Below are 21,599 nucleotides of genomic sequence, written 5' to 3'. Positions count from 1 at the left end.
AGTGCACTAATCAATCTCCGGTCCCTCCCAGGGTGCCTCATCGGCGCTGGGCAGATCGCCCGGCAGCAGATCGCGACGAAAGCCCCGCCAGCTCGGTTGCCGCAGGCGGCCGCCGCGGCGCAGCGATGAGTAGCGCACGTCGCCGATCACCTTCGGCAGCACCCAGACGGCGTCGCGGGCCTCGGGGTCGTCGATCGGCGTTGTGAACGGCGAGCGCCGCATGCGCAGCGGTTCCAACTCCTCGGCGAGCGCGGCCAGGTCGCGGTCGCTGAACCCCGACCCCACGGCGCCCAGGTAGACGAGCCCCGTCTCGGCGGGCAGTCCCACCAGCACCGAGCCGATCCCGTTCGCCCGCGACCCCTTCCCGGGTTTCCAGCCCCCGATCGCGACCTGCAGGTCGCGCCAGTTCTTGTGCTTGATCCACGCGCGGACCCGCTGCCCGGGCAGATACGGCGAGTCGCGGCGCTTGGCGATGATCCCCTCCCAGCCGAGCTCGGCGCTGAGGGCCGCCGCCTCCGCGCCGGTCCGCGCGTCCACGAGCGGGGGCACGCTCACCGCCGTGTCGGCCTCGAGCAGCGGCGCGAGGCCCTCCAGTACCTGGCGGCGCACCGTCCACGGCCGCATCGTCAGGTCGACCCCGTTGAGCGAGAGCACGTCGAAGAGGTGGAGCCGCACCGCGCCGGCCCGGGTGTCGCCGCCCGCCATCAGGTGGAACGACGGGACGCCGCTCGGATCGAGCACCACTGCCTCCCCGTCGAGCACCACGTCCATGCCATCGAGATCCTGTGCCAGTGACTCGAACTCGGGGAACTCCCCGGTCACGGTCCGCCCCGACCGGGTGCGGAGGGAGACGGTGCCACCGCGCACCGTCGCGATCATGCGGTAGCCGTCCCACTTGCCCTCGAAGGCCCAGTCCGTGCCGGAGAGCCCGTCGATCGAGGACTCGGTCGGCAGCATGGGGTCCGGCGCGAGGGTGGACGTCGGCTTGGCGGGCGCCGACTTGTCCTTCGTGAGGTGTGCCAACCAGTTCTTCTCACCGGTGCGGATCAGTGCGTACCGCTTGCCCTGCAGGCGATTCCCGTGCAGGGTCACGATCACCTCGCCCGAGCGCCACTTCTCCAGCTCGTAGGTGCCGTGGTCCCAGATGGTCACCTCGCCACCGCCGTACTCGCCCTTCGGGATGCTGCCCTCGAACGCCGCGTAGTCCATCGGGTGGTCCTCGGTGCGGACGGCCAGGTGGTTGATCTCCGGATCGTCGGGGAGGTTCTTCGGCACCGCCCACGAGGCGAGCACACCGTCGTGTTCCAGGCGGAAGTCGTAGTGCAGCCGCCGGGCGTGGTGCTCCTGGATGACGAAGATCGGATCGCCGGCCGACGGTGCGCCGCCGAAGGGCTCGGGCGTTCTCCGCGCGTCGCGCTTGGCGCGGTACTCGCCCAGGTCGACGGGCTCGGGCGGCGGCGCCGCGGCCCCACCGGGCGCGGGCGGCGAGACCCCGGCCCCGTCGAGGCCGGCCAGGAGGTCCCCGTCGGCCAGGGCGCGCGCGAGCACCTCGCCGAAGTCGAGCTGGCGCAGGCCCGGCCGGGTCAGTTCGTCCCAGGTGCGCGGCGCGGCGACCCACGGATGGTCGCGGCCGCGGAGCGAGTACGGGGCGACGGTGGTCTTGGAGGCGCTGTTCTGCGACCAGTCGACGAAGATGCGGCCGCCGCGCTGGTCCTTCGCCATCGACGCGGTGACCAGCTCGGGGGACTCCGCCTCGAGTTGCGAGGCGATGGCGTGTGCGACCTTGCGCGCCCCCTGCGCGGAGATCCCGGCGGGCAGCGGCGCGTAGACGTGCAGACCCTTGGAGCCGCTGGTCACCGGGTATCCGTCCATGCCCATCGCGGCGAGCAGGTCCCGGATGCGCAGCGCCAGCGCGGCGCAGTCGTCGAGCGTGACGTCGGGGCCGGGATCGAGGTCGAGCACGAGGCGGTTCGGTGGCCCGGGGACGTCGGGGCGGTCGGGGTCGGCATCGTCGGGCACGAAAGTCCACTGCGGGACGTGCAGCTCCAACGCCGCCTGCTGACCCAGCCACACCATGCCGGCGGCGTTCTCGATGATCGGATAGAGGGATTCGCCGTCGGAGTGATGCTGGGCGCCGCGGCGGATCCATGCGGGCGCGTGACTCGGCAGCCGCTTCTCGAAGAAGGACGTCCTGTCGACGCCGTTGGGCCAGCGCTTGCGGGTGAGCGGGCGGTCCCGCAGGTGCGGGAGCGCGAACGGAGCGATGGCCTGGAAGTAGTCGATGACCTCGGCCTTCGTGGTGCCCGTGGCGGGATAGAGCACCTTGTCGAGGTTCGTCAGCTGCACGCCGACGCCGTCGACCTCGCGATTCTCCCGGATCTGCGCCACGGATCCATTATCGAGCCCGTCGAGCCGGGACGGGGGCAACCGACGTCACTGAAACGGTGATGCGCGCTCCGCATCGCCCTTCCCCAGGAAGGAGCCCCGCTCAGAGCTCGGAGGTGGGTGCGGGAACTCCTCTCGCAATATGGCTCCTCACCAGTCACAATGGTCACATGCGCGCGATATGGACGGGAGAGCTGTCGTTCGGGCTCGTGAACGTGCCCGTGAAGGTGTACTCCGCGATCGAGAGTCACGACGCGAAGTCGCACCAGGTGGACTCGAAGGACGGGGTCCGCATCCGGTACAAGCGCGTGCGCGAGGGCACCGACGACGAGGTGGAGTTCGCGAACATCGCGAACGCCTACGAGTCCGACGAGGGCGACACGGTGGTGCTCTCGAAGGAGGACATCAAGTCGATGCCCGTGGAGAAGCACCGGGAGATCGCGGTCACGGAGTTCGTGCCGCGCGAGGACGTCGACCCGATCATGTTCGACAAGCCCTACTTCCTGGAGCCCTCGTCGAAGTCGCCGAAGGCCTACGTGCTGCTGCGGCAGGCGCTGCAGGAGACCGACCGGCTCGCGATCTGCACGTTCACCCTGCGCAACCGGACTCGGCTGTGCGCGCTCCGCGTGGTCGGCAACGTGATGGTGCTGCAGACGCTGCTGTGGCCCGATGAGGTGCGCACGCCCGAGTTCCCCGCCCTCACCGAGGACGTGAAGATCCGCCCGCAGGAGCTGGCGATGGCGGCGTCGCTCATCGACTCGATGGCCACGGACTTCGATCCAGAGCAGTACGAGGACGACTACCAGGTGCAGCTGCGCCAGCTGATCGAGGCGAAGGCCACCGGCGGCACCGCCTTCCCCGAGGCGCCCGAGGAGGAGACCGAGGACGACGAGGTCGCCGACCTGCTGGCCGCGCTCAAGGCGTCCGTGAAGAATCGCGAGGCCAAGTCCGAGCGTCCCGCCCGCAAGCGCACCGCGAGCTGATCACCGCCCGGCCGTGCCGTCCCGCAGGTCCGCGAAGGCCCGGAGGGTCAACTCCTCCAGGTCGTCGGTGCCCTCCGCCGCGATCCACTCCTCGTAGGCCGCGCTGAAGGCGGCGACCCCCGCGCCGGCGACGATGCGGGCGGCACGGGGTGTGCCGCCCCGCCCGCCCAGTGCGGCGGCCAGGGCACGGCCCAGGGAGTCCATCTTGTGCAGCTCGCGCTCGCGCAGGGCGGGCGTCGCGTCGATGATGCGCTGGCGCTCGATCGGCCGGGTGCCGCGCCCGGCGATCAGCCGCGCCATCGTGCGGAACGCGGCCTCGACCACGTCGATCGGTGCGGTGTCCGGCGCGGCCTCGGCGACCTGCGCGGCGAGCGCCTCCTCGAGCAGTCGCTGCCCCCAGAACAGGACCTCCTTCTTGTCGGCGTAGTGCCGGAAGAAGGTGCGCTCGGTGAGGCCGGCGCGCGCGGCGATCTGTGCGACGGTGGTGGCCTCGAAGTTCTGCTCGGCGAACAGCGCGAGCGCCGCCTCCTCGAGCCGCTCCTGCGCGTTCGGCTGCCACCGTGCCATGCGTCGAGCCTACGAAACGGCCTCGGGGTCCCAGCGCGCGATGTCGTCGAGCAGGCCCGCACCCTCGGGCGTCCACCCCAGTGCGGTACGGGTCCGTTCGGTCGACGCCGTCGTGTCGAGCGCGAGCAACGGCGCGAGGAAACCGAACCGCGCCTCGGCGTCGCCGTCCCCGACGGCGTCGGTCGGGACGTTCATGAGGCGGCCGACGGCGGCGGCGATGTCGGCCACCGGAACCGCCTCGCTCGTCGCGTGGAAGACCGAGCCCGCGGCGCCGTCCTCCGCGGCCAGCCGGAAGAGCCGCGCCGCGTCGCGGCGGTGCACCGCGGGCCACCGCTGCGCACCGTCGCCGACGTACCCGGACCGCCCCGCGGCGCGGGCGATCCCGGCGAGGAGGCCGACGAAGCCCGCGGGAACGTCGTCGTGCACCGACGGGGCCAGGCGGACCACGGACGACCGGACGCCCCGCCCCGCGAGCGCGAGTGCGGCGGCGAACCCGGCGCTGCGCGGGGACGGCGGCATGGGGTCGGTCTCGAGCGCCGCGCGGCCGCTGGCGAGCCCGAGCAGACCGGAGGCGATGACCAGGGGCCGCCCGGACCCGGCGAGCTCGTCGCCGATCGCCTCGATGGCCGCGACCTCGACCCGTGCCGACTCCGCGAACTGCGAGAAGTCGTGGTTGAACGCGAGGTGGATGACCCCGTCCGCGGCCGCGGCGGCCGAGCGGAGCACGGTCGCCTCCTCGATGGTGCCGAGGATCGGCTCGGCGCCCAGCGCGCGAACGGTGTCGGCGGCGTGCTCGGACCGCACCAGGCCGGTGACGTGGTGGCCGGCATCGAGGAGCTCGGTGACCACGGCGGAGCCGACGAAGCCGGATGCGCCCGTGACGAAGAATTGCATGGCAGTGACCTCCGGAGAAGGTGATGACAGTTGCTGACATCACCGACTGTACGCCTGATGTCAGCAACTGTCATCATGTTCGGGCCGGACTACAACGTGCGCTTGAGCCCCACGTGCTCGGAGCGGTATCCGAGCCGGGTGTAGAAGGCGCGCGCCCGCTCGCGGGAGACGTCGGTGGTGAGCTGGGAGAGCACGGCACCGTGCGTCCGGCCGTGGTGGTGCGCCCACTCGATCATCGCGGTGCCCAGACCCCGCGAGCGGTGCTCGCGGGCCACGCGAACCCCTTCGATCTGCAGCCGCGTCGAACCGCCGCGCGACAGGCCCGGAATGACGGTGAGGTGCATGGTCCCCACGATGCCGCCGAGTTCGTCGCGGACCACGGCGAGGTACTGGGCGCGGTCACGGGTGACCAGCTCGAAGGCGCTGTCGTACTCCGCGGCGTCGCCCATCTCGCGGGTCGCCCCGAGTTCGTCATCGGCGAGCAGTGCGACGATCGCGGGCACGTCGTCGCGGCGCGCGCGCTCGACCCGATAGGTGCCGCCGATGCCGCGGAGCACACCGCCGACGGAGGCCCGGGCCTGCAGCTCGCGGACCACCCCGTCGAGCCAGGCCCCCACGTTCGCGCGCGCCTCGAGCGTGTCCGGATAGCGGCAGCGCAGGTGCAGCCCGGCTTCGTCGAGGATGAACCACAGCATCACGCCGTCGGTGCGGATGGTGGCGCCCACGTACTGCGCGTCGAGCCGCGTCGCGTCCACGCGGACGGGCAATCGGCGCAGGTCCAGCCACGAGATCGCGAACATGCCCGGGGCCTCGGGCATGCCGCCCCACTCCTCGAGCACGTCGGCGAGCGGCCACGACCCGAGCCGCACCGCCTCCTTCACCGCCTCCGCCGCCGCGGTCGGCTCCGCGGACGGGGAGTCCAGCACCGAGTTGGTGATGAACCAGCCCACGGAGTCGTGCCAGGTCTCGTCGTAACGGCTGTGCACGGGGAAGACGGCGCGCAGCGGCGCGCCGGAGAGGTCCAGGGTGACGCGAGTCAGTGCCGCCACCGTCGCCGACAGGGTGGACACGCCCGCCGCCCGGGCGGCTGCGGCGAAGGCCGCGACCTCGTCGGTGCCGAAGACGTCCCGGACCTCCACGCGTTCCCGATGCGCCTCGGGGGTGCCCAGCGGCAGTGGGAACAGGGGCATGACTCCGCCGCTGGCGGTGATGATCTCGGCCCAGCGGCGTCGCACGTCGTCGGGCGCGGCGGGGCGGTCCGTCAGGGCCCGGGTGTGGTCGACGAACGGCGGCACGGGATCCGTCGACGGTTCCCGTCCCGCCCGGACGTCCTCGAGCGCGGCGAGCAGGTCGCGTGCGATCACCAGCATCGACCACATGTCGGTGTGCGAGTGGTCGGCGGCCACGATCACCGTCGGCCCGGCGGCCGTCTCCAGGACGCAGAGCCGGTGCGCCGGACGGCGATAGGGCGAGCAGGCGTCGTCGAGCACGTCCCGCAGCGCGTCGTTGACCGCCTGGCCGGGGCCGATGGGGTGCTCCACCCACGCGCCCGGCCCGACGGTGATCTCGTGCAGGGTCGGGCCGCCGGGCCCGGGGAGGAAGGCGGTCCGCAGTGTTCCGTGGCGCGCGATCACCGCGAGCCAGGCGGCGGCGAGCTGTTCGCGCGGTACGGGTTCGGGCAGTCGGAAGGACAGCGCCATCCACGATCCCGGGCGGTCCCCGCCGCCCACGTGCCGTGCCTGGTCGAAGGACACCGGCAGCGCTGCGCCCGGCTCCGACGCCGCGACGTCGTAGCCGTACAGCCGGCCGAAGGGCAGGCGCAGGTGGGCGACGTTGGTCAGGCGCATGGGCGGTACCCTAGCCCTCCGACGAACCCTCCGCGCGGCGAGAGAAGGCCGATGACCAGCTTCGACGTTCCCGGGGCGCAGCTCGCCGCCGAGTACAGCGACGAGGGCGGACACCCCGTGGTGCAGCTGCACGGCCTCACGTCGAGCCGGGCGCGCGACCGGGTGCTGGATCTCGATCTCGGACGCGGCCTCAGCGGAACCCGGCTGCTGCGCTACGACGCCCGAGGGCACGGCGCCTCCACCGGGCGGCCGGTTCCCGAGGACTACCGCTGGCCGAACCTCGCCGACGATCTCCTCCGCCTCCTCGACCACTGGTTCCCCGGCGAGCGCGTGCACGGCGTCGGGCCGTCGATGGGTACCTCCACGCTCCTGCATGCGGCCGTGCGCGACCCGGAACGCTTCAGTGGTCTCACCCTCATGGTGCCGCCGACCGCGTGGGAGACGCGCGTGGCCAAGGCCGACGAATATCGCACCGCCGCAACGCTCATCGAGAAGCAGGGGCTGGAGGTCTTCCTCGCCGCGGGGGAGGGCGCGGTGCCGCCGCCGGCCACCGTCGGTCATCCGCCGACGGTGCCCGACGTCCCGGAACCGTTGCTGCCGTCCCTGTTCCGCGGCGCCGCCGCGAGCGATCTCCCCGACCCCGGGGAGATCGCCCGCATCGCCGTGCCGGTCACCCTGCTCGCGTGGGTCGACGACCCGTCGCATCCGGTGTCGACGGCGGAGCGGCTCAGCAGGACGCTCCCGCGGGCGTCGCTGTCGGTCGCGCGGACTCCGCAGGAGGTCGCGCAGTGGCCGTCGGTGCTGCGCCGGGACGTCGGCCCGACGAGCCGATCCTGATCCGCGAGACCGCCACGCCCACGAGGCACAGCGCGCCGCCGAGCAGGCCCCACGCGGTGGGCGTCTCGGACAGGAAGATCCAGCTGAGCAGGATCGACAGCGCCGGGACGGCGTAGGACGAGGACGCGGCGACGCCCGCCGAGGTGTGCGCCAGCGCGTACGCCCAGAGCAGGAAGGCCAGGGCCGTGGGGACCAGCCCGAGGTAGACGACGCCGACCGTGCTGCCGATCGGCGCGGCAGCGAGCTCGTCGAAGAGGCGGGGCGCCCAGGGGAGCAGGACGATCGCGCCGACGCCGGCACCCAGGGCGGTCGCGGTCAGCGGGTCGACGGTGCGCAGCACCAGCTTCTGCGCGACGACGCTGATCCCGTAGAGCAGCGCCGCGGCGACGGCCAGGGCGACGCCGGCACCGTCGCGCCTGCCGTCGCCGGTGAAGGCGATGACGGCCGCGCCCGCGAAGCTGATCGCGATGCCGACCACCAGGAGCGGCGGAAAGCCCTCGTGGAGGAAGGCACCGGCCAGGACCGCGACGATGATCGGCGCGATGTTCACCAACAGGGCGGTCGTGCCGGCGTCGAGGTGCTGTTCTGCGGCGTTGACCAGCACGGTGTACAGCGCGAACCAGAGTGCGCCGTATCCGACGGTGAGCGCGAGCGTGCGGCCGCGGGGCAAGCGGACACCTCCGTTGTACAGGGCGTTCATCCCCCAGATCACGCCGAGGACCGCGGCGCCCACCAGGAGGCGGCCCTCGGCCATGGCGATGGGGGAGATGTGCGGGGCGGGGCCGGACCCGAGCCCGCGGATCACCACGAAGGCGGAGGCCCACGCGAACATGACGGCCACGAGGGCGAGGGCGGGGAGTCGTTTCGTCATGTCACCTACTCTGCGACCGGCTGGAAGTAAGCACAAGCGCACATTTCTGCACTATCATTCAGTGAGACTGAATGGAGAATTCCATGCTCGACGCGCACCGACTCATGATCTTCCGCTCCGTGGCGGCCACGGGGTCGGTCGCCGCGGCCGCGGCCAGCCTCGGCTACACGCCGTCGGCCGTCTCGCAGCACGTCGCCGCCCTGCAGCGGGAGACGGGGCTCAAGCTGCTGGAGCGCGTCGGACGGGGCGTCGAGCTCACCCCCGCGGGGCGGGTCCTCGCCACCGAGGCCGACGGGGTGCTCAGCAGCCTCAACGACCTCGGCGCCACCGTCGACGATCTGCGCGCCGGCAAGGCCAACCGGATCACCATGAACGTCTTCGCGACCGCGGGCACGCACTGGATGCCCTCGGTCGTGCAGACGCTGAGCGCGGAGTTCCCCGACACCCGCCTGCGCCTGCGGATCGAGGATGAGGTCACCGAGATCGCGGCCAGGCGGCCCGATCTCGCGGTCGCGGTGCGGCAGGAGCACTCGCAGACGACGGCGGTGGCGGGGTTCTCGCACGAGGACCTCGTGGTCGAGTCGTACGTCGCGGTGGTGCCGGAGGGGCACGAGTTCGCCGGCCGGGAGCTGGTGGACATGGCGGAGCTCGAGCACGAGCGGTGGATCGACAACGACGTGCGGCGCGGTGCCTGTCGCCAGGCCGTGCTCGACGCCTGTGCCGCAGCGGGATTCACACCCCGGTTCGTCGTGGAGACCACCGACTACCCGTCGGCTCTGCGCTTCGTCGCGCGGGGAGTGGGCGTCACGGTGCTGCCCCGGCTCGGCGCCACCGAGCTGCCGCCCGGCACGGTCGCCGTGGACGTCTGCAACCCCGCCCCGCGGCGCACCATCGTCGCCTACGTCAAGGACTCCGAGTGCCGGAACCCCGTGGTGCGCCGGGCGATGCACCTGCTTCGCGAGGCCGCGGCTGCGGCTAGTCGCCCCTGAGCCGGGAGGCGACGAGCACCGTCAGGACACCGGCGGTGATCGGCACCAGCATCGTGACCGCGAATCCCGTGTGGCCCCAATCGAGCACCTGGGCGAAGACGGCGCCGGCGCAGGCGATGGTGAGAGCCGTGCCCACGGAGTCCGCGAGCTTGAGGGCGCTGGAGTTGGCGCCCTGCTCGTCGTCGGCGCTGGCGCCGAGGACCAGGACCGACAGCGTCGGATAGGTCAGTCCCATGCCGAGGCCGCCGATCGCCCACGCCGCGAAGATCACCGGCCACGGGGCGTCCACCGCGAAGGAGATCGCGACCCCGACGAGCGATGCGAGCACCAGGGAGGAGCCGATCAGCGGTAGCCGGCGCCGCGCCGGCCCCGATGCCGGGACCCGCGCCTGCACCTGCGCCGCCCCGGCCCAGAGCAGGGCGGCTCCGGTCATCACCGATCCGGCGGCGAAGGGCGACATCGCGTCGATGTGCACCAGGTACAGCGGCACGTAGATCTCCGCCGCGAAGAAGGTGCCCGCCATCAGCAGGTTGGTCAGCACCAGGCGCGGAATTCCGCTGCGGCCCACGAGGGATCCGGCCGGCAGCATGCGGCGCGTGGCGGCGATCGCCACCACCAGGCAGGCGGCGGTGAGGACGAGGAAGCCCGCGCCGCGGGGCGCGGCGAACTGGGCGACGGCCGTCGACGCACCCGCGACCAGGGCCGCCACCAGGACGGTGCGGTTCGGCGCACCGTCGGAGACGAACCCGGTCTCGTCCAGCCCGACGGTGGCCCGCAGTGTCGCCGCGAGCGCGGCGAAGGCGGGAACGGCGATGCCGAGGAAGACCCACCGCCAGCCGACGGTGTCGGCGGTGAGCCCGGCGATGGCCGGACCCACGAGCGAGGGGACGACCCACGCGGTGGAGAAGGCGGCGAAGATCCTCGGCCGCCCGTCGGCGGGGATCAGCCGCCCCACCATCGCGTACAGCACCACGCTGAGCACGCCACTGCCGAGGCCCTGCACCGCGCGGCCCAGCGCGAGCACGTTCATGCCCTGCGCCGAGCCGACGAGCACGAGCCCGGCGACGAACAGGATGCCGCCGACCACGAGCGGCGGCCGGACGCCGCTGCGGTCCACCCACGGCCCCGCCCAGGCGATCGCCACGATCATGGCCGCGAAGGCGGCCCCGAAGGCCACCGAGTACTCCGCCGTCGCACCGAACTGCGCAGCGGCCTTCGGCAGCACCGTCCCGACGGCGAGCGCCTCGAACGCCAGGAACGAGATGAGGGCGACCGAGCCCACCTGGAACCACCGGACCGAGCCCTGGTCGAGGCGCGGTTCGGTGGTCGTTCCGGTGGGCGGTGCTGCGGTCATTGCCAGCACGCTAATACGTCGACCCAGGTTGAGGTCAACCGGAAATTCGGTTGATGGAACCGGCCCGTGACGGCATCGTGAAAAGGTGCATACCGACCTCGGCGCCCCCGCGCGCATGCCCCGCATGCTGCGGCCTCTGCTGCGCCGGGATTACCGCCTCCTCTTCGTGACGCTGCTGTGCGCGTTGGTCACCGACGGCATGTGGCTGGTCTCCGTGGTGTGGCAGGTGATCCACATGGGCGGCTCCGCCACCAGCGTCTCGCTGGTCTCCGGAGCGGCCTCGATCGGCCTGCTCGTCTCCACTCTGGCGGGCGGCGTCCTCGCGGACCGGGTGTCGCAGCAGCGCATCCTGTTCGTCCTCGAACTGCTCAAGGTGCTGGTGATCGGCGGCATCGGTGCGCTCATCGTGACCGGCGCCGTCACGGTACCGATCCTCATGGCGGGCTCCCTCGCGCTGGGCCTCGTGTCCGGCTTCTACTTCCCCGCCTATTCCGCGCTCGTCCCGCGGTTGGTTCCGCCCGACGAGTTGCTCGCGGTCAACGGCTACGAGTCCGCGGTCCGCCCCGCTGCGGCGATGGCCGTCGGGCCGGCCGTCGCGGCGTGGATCATCGCCGTCGCGGACCCCGGCGCAGCGCTCCTGGTGGCGGGCGGGATCTGCCTGCTCGCCGCCCTCTGGGTGGTCCGGATCCGGGTGCCGGAGGCCGACGGTGCCGACGAGGGCGAGCAGCCCGGCTCTCCGCTGCGTGAGCTGTGGGAGGGGATCCGGTACGTGCGGCGGACCCCCTGGCTGCTGGCGACCCTCCTGTTCGCGAGCCTGATGGTGCTCGTGACCGTGGGGCCGATCGACGTCCTGCTGCCCTTCGCGATCAAGGATCAGGCGCACGGCGCCGCGAGCGAGCACTCGATGATATTGGCCGCCTACGGTTTCGGCGGTGTGGCCGGCGCGCTGGTCATGGCCGCCCGGAAGATGCCGCATCGCTACCTCACCGTGATGATGGGCATCTGGGGTGTCGCGTCCCTGCCGATGCTGGTGTTCGGCATCGCCGAGACCGTGTGGCCCATGGTGATCGCGGGCTTCGTTCTCGGTGTGCTGTTCGAGGCGCCGGTGGTGATCTGGGGCACGCTGCTGCAGCGACGGGTGCCGCGGCGTCTGCTCGGTCGCGTCTCCAGCCTCGACTTCTTCGTCTCGCTGGTGTTCATGCCGCTCTCCTTCGCCCTGGCGGGCCCGGTGAGTCAGGCGATCGGCCTCACCGCGACCTTCGCCCTGGCCGCGCTGGTCCCGGTGCCGCTCGCGGTGATCGCGATCCTCGCGGCGCGGATGCCCAGCGACGAGCTGGAGCATCCCCTCCGCGATGACGAGGACGGCCCCGACGGGGGAGCGTCCGATCCGACCGTCGCAGCGGAGGACGGCGGAGCCGGGGCACCCGGCGACGCGCCGGTTTCGCCGACCGTGAACGCTCCGCCCGGCGAGCGCACCGTCGGATAGGCTGAGTCGTATGACGAGCGGGGTGGCGAGCATCGAGACGCACGAGTCGGCGGAGGCCGCGCGTCCGCCGCTGCTGCGCGAGGTGTTCGGTCGCGTACTGCGGCAGGAGCGCACCCGCCAGGGCCGCACGTTGGCGGAGGTCGCGCGCGACGCCGGCGTCTCCACGCAGTACCTCTCCGAGGTCGAGCGCGGTCGCAAGGAGGCCTCGTCGGAGGTGCTCGCCAGCGTCTGCGACGCCCTCGGCGGCTCCATGATCGAGTTCGTGGGCGGAGTGCACCGCGAGCTGCTCGGCGCGCGTCCGAGCCCCGTCGCCCTCGCCGCGGCCTGACCTACTCCGCGCCGGCCTCGGCCTCCGCGGCTTCGGCGTTCTGGGCCTCCTTGGCCGCGCGGGTGTCCTTGTCGTAGCGCAGCAGATGCGGGTGCACCGCACGGAAGCCGCGAGCCCGGTAGGCGCGCAGGCTGCGGGTCTCCAGCCCCGGCTCGTCGGCGATCGCCTGCGTGAAGTTGTCGTCGATGAGCACGGTCCCCGGGCGCGCGGCGCTGGTCAGCCGGGCGGCGAGATTGACCACGCTGCCGAACAGGTCGCCGTAGCGCTGCAGCACCTCGCCGTAGGCCATGCCCACGCGGAGCTGCGGGAACTCGATCTCGATGACGTCGAGCTCGGGGTACACGTGCGGTTCCTGCAGTTCGAGGCCGATGCGCGCCGCCGCGGCCGGATCCTCCGCCGCGAACATCACCTCGTCGCCGACGCCCTTGATGATCCACCCGCCGCCGCCGTAGATCACCGCCTGCATCCGCGCCTCGAACGTCGCGACCAGGGTGTTGAGCTCCTCGACGGCGAGGCCGCGGCTCAGCCGCGTGTAGCCGACCATGTCCGCGAACCCGACCGCCATCATCGCGGTCAAGGCGTCGGACGAGTCGTGCGTGACCAGGCGCTGCGTTGCCGTGGAGAGGTGCCGGCGCCAGACGTGGGCCTGCAGGTTCTCCATCTTGTCGATGATCTGCGCCACCCCCGCGGCCGGGTTCGTCGCCCCGGCGTCGTGGGCGGTGTGGAGGTGGGCCTTGACGATGCCGGCCTGCCATTCGGCGAGCCGGTACATGGCCTGGCCGAGCGACTGCGCCCCGGGCAGGACGGCCTCGCGGTCGATGACGTCGAGGGCGAACAGGTCGGCGAGGTCCTTGACGATCGCCACGTCGTCGCGGGTGAAGGCCTTCTGGTCGTCGTCGCGCAGATCCGCGAAGCCGGCGGAGGTCCACCAGACGCGCAGGTCCTCCACGTCGATGCCGCCCTGCTCGGCGAGCTCACGGAAGGTGTACTTGCGTTCGCCCGGGAGAAGCAGAGCGTCGATGTCCAGATCTTCGGCGTCGCCCATACGACCACTGTATGGGGCATAGGCTGGAGGGGTGACGATCAGTGTGTTCGAGCTGTTCTCGGTGGGCATCGGCCCGTCGAGTTCGCACACCGTCGGGCCCATGCGGGCCGGTGCGGATTTCGCCGACGAGCTGCGGTCCTCCCCGTCGACGGTGCGCGCCGTGCACGTCGACCTGTACGGCTCGCTCGCCGCCACGGGGCGCGGGCACGGCACCTTCGCGGCCGTGCTCCTGGGGCTCGAGGGCAACCGGCCGGAGACCGTCGATCCCGAGTACGTCGAGAAGCGCGGGGCCGAGATCGAGGCCACCCGCACGGTGCTCTTCGCGGGCCGCGACGAGGTGCCGCTGTGCGCCGAGCAGATCGTGCTGCACCCGCTGACGGTGCTGCCGCGGCACACCAACGGGATCCGCTTCCGCGCCGAGCTCGCCGACGGTGGCGAGCACGAGGCCGTCTACTACTCCGTGGGCGGCGGCTTCGTCGAGCGGGAGTCCGGTGCCGAGACGGTGAATCCGCTGGCCGGCAGCCCCGGCGTTCCCCACGACTTCGACACCGCTGCTTCGCTGCTGGAGACCTGCCCGCGCACCGGTCGAACCGTGCCCGAGCTCATGCTGGAGAACGAGATCGCACTCCGTCGGGCCCGTACGGGCGAGGACGAGCACGTGGCGGAGCGCGAGGTGCGTGCCGGGCTGCTGCACATCTGGGAGGTCATGGAGGCGTGCATCGAGCGGGGCTTCCGCGCCGAGGGCATGCTCCCCGGCGGACTGGGGGTCAAGCGGCGCGCGCCGGGGCTGTACCGCCGGATCATCGATTCCGACGGTGCCGACGCGATGGACTGGCTCAACGTGGCGGCCATGGCCGTGAACGAGGAGAACGCGTGCGGCGGCCGCATCGTGACCGCGCCGACCAACGGCGCGGCCGGGATCGTGCCGGCGGTGCTGTACTACGCGCTCAAGTTCCGGCCGCATCTCGCGGAACGTCGCGAGGAGACGGTGTGCGACTACCTCCTCACCGCCGCCGCGATCGCTGTGCTCTACAAGCGACGGGCCTCGATCTCCGGCGCCGAGGTGGGCTGCCAGGGCGAGGTGGGCTCCGCGTGCTCCATGGCCGCGGGCGCGCTGGCGCAGGTCATGGGCGCCACGCCGGCGCAGGTGGAGAACGCCGCCGAGATCGGGATCGAGCACAACCTGGGCCTGACCTGCGACCCGATCGGCGGGCTCGTACAGATCCCGTGCATCGAACGCAACGCCATCGCCTCCGTGAAGGCCGTCAACGCGGCGCGCATCGCCCTGCACGGCGACGGGACGCATCGTGTCTCGCTGGATCAGGCCATCGAGACCATGCGCCAGACCGGTGCCGACATGTTGTCGAAGTACAAGGAGACATCCCTCGGCGGTCTCGCCGTGAACGTGCCGGAGTGCTGAGACGAAACCTGTCGGACGCCCTCGCTAGGGTGGCGGCATGGACGTGCTGACGGTGGCGGCGGTGTGTTTCCGGGACGAGGCCGGACGGGTTCTGACGGTGCGCAAACGCGGCACCGACGCGTTCATGCTGCCCGGCGGCAAGCTGGAGCCGGGGGAGGCCGCGATCGACTGCGCGGTCCGCGAGATCGACGAGGAACTCGGCGTCGCGCTGACGACGGACGACCTCACCCACCTGGTGTCCTGGCGCGGGCCCGCCGCGAACGAGGCGAACACCGACATCGAATCCACCGTCTTCGCCACCGAGCTGCGCGTGGAGCCGCGGGCCGCGGCGGAGATCGCCGAGGCCCGGTGGCTGGACCCCGCGGACCACGGCGCGGTGACCATCGCACCGATGCTCGAGCAGTACCTCTTCCCGCGGCTGGCGGGCGCGCCGAGCGCATGAGGATCACGCAGCCCCAGGCGCGGCGGATCGCGCTCGCGGCCCAGGGCTTCGAATCCGGCTTCGCGGGCTCGGCGGCCCCGACGATGCGGCAGGTCCAGAAGAGCATCGACCGCCTGAAACTGATTCAGATCGACAGCGTCAACGTGGTCACGCGCAGCCAGTACCTCCCGGTCTTCGCGCGGCTCGGCGACTACGACACCGCGTTGCTCGACCGCGCCCGCGACAAGAATCCGCGGCGGCTCGTCGAGGCGTGGGCGCACGAAGCCTCGCTGGTGCCGCCCGAGACCTGGCCGCTGCTGCGGCACCGCCGGACCGCGGACCGGGTGGCCCAGCGGTTCGCGAGCTACGAGTCCCGCAACCCCGGCCAGCTGGACCGGTTGCGCGCCGAGCTGGCGGCGCTGCCGCCGCTCACCGCCCGCGCGCTGGAGGCGCACCTCGAGCACGACCAGGTGGTGGAGAAGACGCACTGGGGGTGGAACTGGTCGTCGGTGAAGGAGGGGCTCGAAGTGCTTTTCCATGCCGGCGAGGTCACCAGCGCCGGCCGCACCAGCCAATTCGAGCGGCTCTACGCCCCGACCGCGTCGGTGCTCGGCGATCTCGCGGAGCAGGAGGTCTCCGACGAGGACGCCTACGTCGAGTTGATGCGGCAATCGGCGAAGGCACACGGCATCGGGACGTTGCGCTGCCTGCGTGACTACTTCCGCCTGTCCACCGCCCAGGCGGCGCCTGCCGTCGAGAAGCTGGTAGCGGCAGGCGAACTCGTGCCGGTGGAGGCCGACTGGTGGCCCGGCACCGTCTACCTGCATGCGGAAGCCAAGCGGCCCCGGGGGATTGCGGCGCGGGCGCTGCTCTCGCCCTTCGATCCCGTGGTGTGGCAACGCGAGCGGGCCGAGGTGCTCTTCGACTTCTTCTACCGGATCGAGATCTACACGCCGAAGGAGAAGCGGGTGCACGGCTACTACGTGCTGCCCTTCCTGTTCGGCGACCGGATCGTCGCCCGCTGCGACGTCAAGGCCGACCGGGCGGCAGGGGAGTTGCTCGTGCACTCCACGTCGTGGGAGCCGGGCGGCCGGGATGCGGCGTCCGAAGCCGCGCTGGAGCAGACCGTCGCCGAGATGGCCGGCTGGCTGGGACTCGAGGGTTACCGACTCTGACTACTCGTTGCGGTTCCGAGGTCGGCGCTTCTTCGCGGACGCGCGGACCCGGTCCTCGAGCCGCAGAAGCGGGTACGCGATGACCAGCGCCACGAGCACCACGATGACCTTCGCGACGAATGGTGACGGGTCCATCCAGCGGACGACGGTCGACTTCACGATGTACACCGCCGCGACGATCGCGGGGACCAGCACGATCAGGTTAAGAAACAGGCCCACCCAGTCGACGCCGCCGAAGAACAGCTTGCCCATGTCCTTGCGGAGCGTCGTCGCGTTCTCGCCGTCGGTCGGAGCGCCGCGTCGTCGTCGCAGCGAGAGCACGGCCCGGTCGTAGCAGCGGGCGAGTCCGATGGTGGTGGCGATCGCGAGCGCGATCTCGGCAAGGGTCCACCAGCCCCAGGGGATGGCGGAAGTAGAGCTGAACACCCAGCTCAACGCGGCATCGATCGCGACCAGACACGCTATGAACACGAGTAGGTGGACCGCCAGGTACACGAAGCTGACCACGATGAACACCGGGATCGCGAGCAGTCCCCAGGCCGCGTACCGATCCTTCTGCGATGCGAACCCCACGATGGCAGTCTATGACGAATACGGCAGTGTGTATCGGTCGGTCAGTATTCGGTGTGAATCTCGGCGGTCGTGGTGATGGCGCCGAAGACGCGGAACAGGGCGTGCGCGTCGGGGCGGTAGTGCCCGTAGTCCGGGGCGGACCGCCGCGAGGCGCCGTCCCACTGCTTCTTCGTCACCGCGGCGAAGTCGAGCCGGTACCCGTGCCGCGCCGCCAGGAGCTGCAGCAGGGTCTTCGATGCGCGACCGTTGCCCTCGCGAAACGGGTGCGCGCAGTTCAGGTACGCGTAGGCCTCGGCGAGGTGGTGCGCGTAACCGCGGCGGTCCAGGTGCTCGACGGGCTTGCGGAGGATCGCGGCGGCGTCGCCGAGGTACCGCTCGATCCACGCCGCGCGGAAGGTCTGATGCCGAAGGTCCATGTCGTACCGGCGGAAGACGCCCGCCCACGGGTAGACGTCGCCGAACAGGGCGCGGTGGATCGCGATGAGGTGCACGCCGTCGAAGGTCGCCGGCACGTCGATCAGCCCGGCCTCGATGCCGAACTGGCACGCCGTGCCGATCTCGAACTCGAGCTGCTGCAAGGTGCCCGCGTCGCGGATCCCGAAGCGGTTGCGCAGGATCCGCGTGCGCGGATAGAACGAGTCGGGGAAGTCGAGCGGCACGTCGATGCAGTCCGGCGGCCCGACTTCTCCCGCCCGCAGTGCGCGGTCGATCGATGCGGCGACGTACGCATCGAGGCGCACCGTGCCCGCTGCCAGCGCGAGGAGGCGCTCGACGTCCAGCGCCGTCGGCGCCCAGCCCTCGAGAGCGCTGTTCGCGATCGCCCCGCGCAGCACGACCGCTGGATCCATCCCCGCAGCATATCGAGCGATGCGAATCCCCGGAGATTTCGCGCTCAGGGGCAGTCCGAGGCCGAATTCGGCTTCGGATGCCCGCAGAATGCGAAATTCCCGAGGGCTATCGGGTGATCTCGACCTCCCGCGTGAGGTCCAGCAGGTCGAGGAAGGCGCGGTCGTGCGAGACCACCACCAGCGCACCCTCCCAGGACTTCAGCGCTTCCACCAGCAGTTCCACCGACGGGACGTCGAGGTTGTTGGTGGGCTCGTCCAGCGCCAGGAGCGACGGCGCCGGGTCCCCGAGCAGCGCGATCGCCAGCGCGAGCCGCAGCCGCTCCCCACCGCTGAGGGTGTTCACGATCCGCTCCGACTGCCGCCCCCGGAACAGCATCCGCGCCAGCGCGGCGTGGGCATGCTGCGCGTCGAGGTCCGGGTGGGCGTCGCGGACGGCGTCGAGCAGCGTGGCCTCCTCGGCGGTCCCGAACCGCACGTCCTGCGGGACGTAGCCGATCATCGTCGGCGGCTCCGCGGCGCGGGCGGCCGCGATGGCGCGGTGCAGCACCGTCGTCTTGCCGGCGCCGTTCGGGCCGACGAGCGCGATCCGCTCCGGGCCCACGACCTGCAGCGGACCGTCGTCGAGTTGGAGCCGGTGCAGGCCCGGGCCCGGTTCGGGCATGGCGATGCGGACGGAGCGGTCGTCACGGACGCCCTCCTTGGCGGCGTCGAGGGCGTCGCGCGCGGAGTCCACGCGGTCCTCGTGCAGGCCCCGGTGCTTGCCCGCGGAGACCTCGGCGGCGTTCTTCCGCAGGCCCGCGATGATCTTCGGCACCCGTTTCTCCGCCTCCGCCTTCGCGGCGAACCGTGCGCGACGGTCGAGCTTGACCTGCGCCTCCACGAGGTCGCGGCGCTGCGCCTTGAGATCCACCTTCGCCGAGGTCACGGCCTGTTCCGCGGCGGCCTGCTCGGCGTCGAGCACCTCGCGGTAGTGCGAGTACGGGCCGCCGAAGACGCGGACGGCGCCGCGGTAGAGCTCGACGGTCGAATCCATCCGCTCGAGCAGCGTCAGGTCGTGGCTGACCACTACGGCCGTGCCGCCGAAGCGTTCCAACGCCTCGGTGAGCAGGCCGCGGGCCCGCTCGTCGAGGTTGTTGGTCGGTTCATCGAGGAGCAGGGTGTCGGGCCGCAGGAGCAGTTGGCCGGCGATGGCGAGCAAGGTTGCCTCGCCACCGGACAGGGTCCCGACGGTGCGGTCCAGTGCCCCGAGACGCAGGCCCAGGCCGTCGAGGACGGCGGTCGCCCGCTCCTCGACGTCCCAGTCGTCGCCGACGGCCTCGAAGTCCTCGGGTTCGGCCGAGCCGCCCTCGATGCGCCGGAGCGCGGCGACGGTGCCGCCGATGCCCAGCGCGTCGGCGAGGCTGTCCTCGGGGCGCGCCTGCGGGTGCTGCGGGACGTAGCCGACGACGCCGGTGCCACTCACGGAGCCCGAGGTGGGCTGGATCCGACCTGCGAGGATGCGCAGCAGGGTGCTCTTGCCGGCGCCGTTCGCACCGACCAGGGCCGCGCGTCCGGCGGGGATGGTGAAGCTCAGGTCGTTGAAGACCGTCGTGCCGTCGGGCCAGCGGAGGGACAGTGCGGAGACAGCGAGAGAGGTAGCCATGAATGCTCCTTGAGGTCGTCAGGGGCCGCGAGGGGTGGAGTGGTCACACCGGGTGCGTGGCGGCAGGGCCGAGGACGTCTCAGGACAGCATGGCGACGAGTGTAGACAAAGGTGCTTGTGCTTCGCACGGGAATTTCCCCGGGAACGGAATGTGATCTGCGTCCCACTGTGGGCCGCGACGCTTGTGCGCCGCGCGGTGTGTGGTGCTACTTTCAAACCATGTCCGGGAGTCTTGAGGCCCATCTGCGCGTCGGTTATGAGACCGTCGCGCTGGGCTGCCGTCTCCCCATGGTTCGCGTGCACTGTCGAATGTGTTGCTGCTGAGCGTTCCCGCTCGCAATTCAGCCGGCCCCGTCATCGGGTCGATCCGTTCGACAACTCCATCTTCACGCCAGCGCCCGGGGTAGCCCGGAGGTCGCGGCGTACGCACACCTTCGAGGAACCATGACCGTCGTTGACCTTCCCGCCGCTTCCACCACCCGCGCTCCGCAGGCCCGCACCACCCGGCCGCGCAATCCCCTGGCCCGGCCCGCCGCGGGCGAGCGCCAGGCACGCGCCGCCGCTCCCGCCCGCGTCTTCGCCCCGCAGCTGCGGGTCTCGGAGAAGCCCGCCGCGGCCGTGCTGCGCGTGATCCGCCGCGGTGGCCTCGTGCTCCGCGATGAAATCGTGCGCGAGACCCAGCTGTCCGCCGCCACCGTGAACCGTCAGGTCACGGCGCTGATCGAGGCCGGCCTGGTGCGCGAGCGCGCCGACCGCGCGGCGAGCGGCGTCGTCGGCCGGCCCCGCCTGCCCCTCGAGGTCGACCCGAACGGCCCTGTCGCCCTGGGCATCCACATCGGATTCCGGGTGAGCACCGTGACCATGCACGACGTCGCCGGGAAGGTCGTCGGCGCGATCCAGATCCCCACGCCCGAGAGCGGCGAGCCCGGCGAGGTGCTGTCGGTGATCGCCACCAGCGCGCGCCGGTTCCTCGCCCGTTGGGACGGTCGTACCGTCCTGGGCGCCGGCGTCGCCATCGGCGGCCGCGTCGACGACCGCGGTGTGGTCGCCGACCACCCGCGTCTGGGCTGGAAGGACGTCGCTCTCGGCGAACGGCTTTCGGGTGCGATCGGGCTGCCCGTGACGGTGGCCCCGCACGTCGAGGCGATGGCCGCCGCCGAACTGCACCTGTCCGAGGAGTACGAGTCGCAGGGCTCCACGCTGTACTTCTACGGCCGCGAGACCGTCGGTGTCGCCCTCGCGCTGCACGGCGCGGTGCACTCGCCGAAGTCGGGCCCGCACACCATCGGTCATCTGCCGACGCGGAACGTCGAGCTGCTCGATCCGAAGCGCACCGGCCGGCTCGAGGACGCCGTCACCGACACCGCCGTCGTGGATGCCGCACGCGGGCAGAAGCTTCCGGTCCGGACCATCGCGGACCTGCACAAGCTGGCCGACGGCGGCAACGAGACCGCGCGGGCGATCGTCGCCGAGCGCGGACGCGTGCTGGGGGAGGCCGCCGCCCTGGTCGCCGACATCTTCAACCCCGACCGCCTGATCCTGGGCGGCCAGGCCTTCACCGACCACACCGCGATCCTGCCGCACGTCTCCGCGGCGCTGAAGGCCACCTCGGCCGAGCCCGGTCGGTCGGTGCGGGTCAGCGGGGCAGGTGGGCGCGTGCAGCAGCAGGCCGCCGGAGCCGCCGCGCTCGACGGTGTCTACACGGATCCGCTCGGCGCGGTCTCCCGCGCGACCGCCTGATAGTTCTCCTCCTGCACGCATCGGCGGGCGGCTCGTTGCCGCCCGCCGATGCGTGTTCGTGCCCGCGTCGGCCCGACGTCCGTCCGCGTCCCCGTCCCGGCGGAGCATCGTGGGGCCGGTTGCACTGCGGGGCCGCTCCCGCCGGCGCAGCGGGTGCCGATCGTGACGGGGAACGCTCCGATACGAAAATTACT

19 protein-coding genes are annotated in these 21,599 nt (G+C 71.8%); 9 read left to right on the top strand and 10 right to left on the bottom strand.

Annotation, left to right across the window (positions count from 1 at the left end; genetic code table 11):
• Nucleotides 1-6 precede the first annotated feature (6 nt).
• Nucleotides 7-2,388 carry an ATP-dependent DNA ligase gene (locus FK530_RS21470; protein WP_146489008.1) on the bottom strand — a complete coding sequence of 794 codons (2,382 nt, stop codon included), beginning with the start codon at nucleotides 2,386-2,388 and terminating at the stop codon, nucleotides 7-9.
• Nucleotides 2,389-2,555: 167 nt separating this feature from the next.
• Here FK530_RS21470 and ku point away from each other — a divergent pair, with 167 nt between their 5' ends.
• Nucleotides 2,556-3,368 carry a non-homologous end joining protein Ku gene (gene ku / locus FK530_RS21465; protein WP_146489007.1) on the top strand — a complete coding sequence of 271 codons (813 nt, stop codon included), beginning with the start codon at nucleotides 2,556-2,558 and terminating at the stop codon, nucleotides 3,366-3,368.
• On the opposite strand, the gene FK530_RS21460 is transcribed toward ku, so the two are convergent.
• The 3 genes from FK530_RS21460 to FK530_RS21450 all read right to left on the bottom strand — a co-directional run bounded on the left by FK530_RS21460 (nucleotide 3,369) and on the right by FK530_RS21450 (nucleotide 6,676).
• Nucleotides 3,369-3,935: a TetR/AcrR family transcriptional regulator gene (locus tag FK530_RS21460; RefSeq protein WP_146489006.1), complete on the bottom strand. Its 567-nt coding sequence runs from the start codon at nucleotides 3,933-3,935 to the stop codon at nucleotides 3,369-3,371. It abuts the gene before it with no gap.
• 9 nt (nucleotides 3,936-3,944) lie between these two features.
• Nucleotides 3,945-4,829, bottom strand: a complete 885-nt coding sequence (locus tag FK530_RS21455) for an SDR family oxidoreductase (RefSeq protein ID WP_146489005.1) — start codon at nucleotides 4,827-4,829, stop codon at nucleotides 3,945-3,947.
• A gap of 89 nt (nucleotides 4,830-4,918) precedes the next feature.
• Complete coding sequence (locus FK530_RS21450) at nucleotides 4,919-6,676, bottom strand: GNAT family N-acetyltransferase (RefSeq protein WP_146489004.1); 1,758 nt, start codon at nucleotides 6,674-6,676, stop codon at nucleotides 4,919-4,921.
• 51 nt (nucleotides 6,677-6,727) lie between these two features.
• Here FK530_RS21450 and FK530_RS21445 point away from each other — a divergent pair, with 51 nt between their 5' ends.
• Nucleotides 6,728-7,513 carry an alpha/beta fold hydrolase gene (locus tag FK530_RS21445; protein ID WP_146489003.1) on the top strand — a complete coding sequence of 262 codons (786 nt, stop codon included), beginning with the start codon at nucleotides 6,728-6,730 and terminating at the stop codon, nucleotides 7,511-7,513.
• Here FK530_RS21445 and FK530_RS21440 read toward each other — a convergent pair.
• On the bottom strand, nucleotides 7,404-8,384 hold the full coding sequence (locus tag FK530_RS21440) for a DMT family transporter (RefSeq protein WP_146489002.1): 981 nt from the start codon (nucleotides 8,382-8,384) through the stop codon (nucleotides 7,404-7,406). The genes FK530_RS21445 and FK530_RS21440 overlap by 110 nt on opposite strands.
• A 71-nt stretch (nucleotides 8,385-8,455) precedes the next feature.
• On the opposite strand from FK530_RS21440, the gene FK530_RS21435 reads away from it, so the two are divergent.
• Complete coding sequence (locus FK530_RS21435) at nucleotides 8,456-9,373, top strand: LysR substrate-binding domain-containing protein (RefSeq protein WP_166443329.1); 918 nt, start codon at nucleotides 8,456-8,458, stop codon at nucleotides 9,371-9,373.
• Here FK530_RS21435 and FK530_RS21430 read toward each other — a convergent pair.
• On the bottom strand, nucleotides 9,360-10,727 hold the full coding sequence (locus tag FK530_RS21430) for an MFS transporter (protein WP_158645166.1): 1,368 nt from the start codon (nucleotides 10,725-10,727) through the stop codon (nucleotides 9,360-9,362). The genes FK530_RS21435 and FK530_RS21430 overlap by 14 nt on opposite strands.
• 85 nt (nucleotides 10,728-10,812) lie before the next feature.
• Here FK530_RS21430 and FK530_RS21425 point away from each other — a divergent pair, with 85 nt between their 5' ends.
• Together FK530_RS21425 and FK530_RS21420 are read left to right on the top strand one after the other, a co-directional pair.
• Nucleotides 10,813-12,213 (top strand): MFS transporter, encoded by a 1,401-nt coding sequence (locus FK530_RS21425; RefSeq protein WP_231706747.1) that lies wholly within the window; start codon nucleotides 10,813-10,815, stop codon nucleotides 12,211-12,213.
• 10 nt (nucleotides 12,214-12,223) lie between these two features.
• Complete coding sequence (locus tag FK530_RS21420; RefSeq protein ID WP_146489000.1) at nucleotides 12,224-12,541, top strand: helix-turn-helix domain-containing protein; 318 nt, start codon at nucleotides 12,224-12,226, stop codon at nucleotides 12,539-12,541.
• Between the two features lies 1 nt (nucleotide 12,542).
• On the opposite strand, the gene FK530_RS21415 is transcribed toward FK530_RS21420, so the two are convergent.
• Nucleotides 12,543-13,586 (bottom strand): adenylate/guanylate cyclase domain-containing protein, encoded by a 1,044-nt coding sequence (locus tag FK530_RS21415; protein WP_158645165.1) that lies wholly within the window; start codon nucleotides 13,584-13,586, stop codon nucleotides 12,543-12,545.
• A gap of 31 nt (nucleotides 13,587-13,617) precedes the next feature.
• Here FK530_RS21415 and FK530_RS21410 point away from each other — a divergent pair, with 31 nt between their 5' ends.
• From FK530_RS21410 to FK530_RS21400, 3 genes are read left to right on the top strand one after another with little or no spacing between them, the layout of a single operon-like run.
• Entirely contained in the window at nucleotides 13,618-15,006 is a 1,389-nt protein-coding gene (locus FK530_RS21410; protein ID WP_146488998.1) for an L-serine ammonia-lyase, read from the top strand.
• Nucleotides 15,007-15,043: 37 nt separating this feature from the next.
• The gene (locus FK530_RS21405) at nucleotides 15,044-15,448 is read left to right on the top strand and encodes an NUDIX hydrolase (RefSeq protein WP_146488997.1); all 405 of its coding nucleotides are present in this window, start codon (nucleotides 15,044-15,046) and stop codon (nucleotides 15,446-15,448) included.
• Nucleotides 15,445-16,602 (top strand): winged helix-turn-helix domain-containing protein, encoded by a 1,158-nt coding sequence (locus FK530_RS21400; protein ID WP_146488996.1) that lies wholly within the window; start codon nucleotides 15,445-15,447, stop codon nucleotides 16,600-16,602. Before FK530_RS21405 ends, FK530_RS21400 begins: the two co-directional genes overlap by 4 nt.
• On the opposite strand, the gene FK530_RS21395 is transcribed toward FK530_RS21400, so the two are convergent.
• The 3 genes from FK530_RS21395 to FK530_RS21385 form a co-directional block, all read right to left on the bottom strand.
• Entirely contained in the window at nucleotides 16,603-17,175 is a 573-nt protein-coding gene (locus FK530_RS21395; protein WP_146488995.1) for a hypothetical protein, read from the bottom strand.
• A gap of 41 nt (nucleotides 17,176-17,216) precedes the next feature.
• Nucleotides 17,217-18,023 (bottom strand): Fic/DOC family protein, encoded by an 807-nt coding sequence (locus tag FK530_RS21390; protein ID WP_146488994.1) that lies wholly within the window; start codon nucleotides 18,021-18,023, stop codon nucleotides 17,217-17,219.
• 106 nt (nucleotides 18,024-18,129) lie between these two features.
• Nucleotides 18,130-19,665 (bottom strand): ATP-binding cassette domain-containing protein, encoded by a 1,536-nt coding sequence (locus tag FK530_RS21385; protein ID WP_146488993.1) that lies wholly within the window; start codon nucleotides 19,663-19,665, stop codon nucleotides 18,130-18,132.
• 444 nt (nucleotides 19,666-20,109) lie between these two features.
• Between FK530_RS21385 and FK530_RS21380 the strand changes: the two genes are divergently transcribed.
• Nucleotides 20,110-21,405 carry an ROK family transcriptional regulator gene (locus tag FK530_RS21380; protein WP_146488992.1) on the top strand — a complete coding sequence of 432 codons (1,296 nt, stop codon included), beginning with the start codon at nucleotides 20,110-20,112 and terminating at the stop codon, nucleotides 21,403-21,405.
• Nucleotides 21,406-21,599: the final 194 nt, after the last annotated feature.

This window comes from Tsukamurella conjunctivitidis, from assembly GCF_007858475.1.
Taxonomy (GTDB): domain Bacteria; phylum Actinomycetota; class Actinomycetes; order Mycobacteriales; family Mycobacteriaceae; genus Tsukamurella; species Tsukamurella conjunctivitidis.
This window is presented reverse-complemented; position numbering and strand designations above follow the sequence as displayed.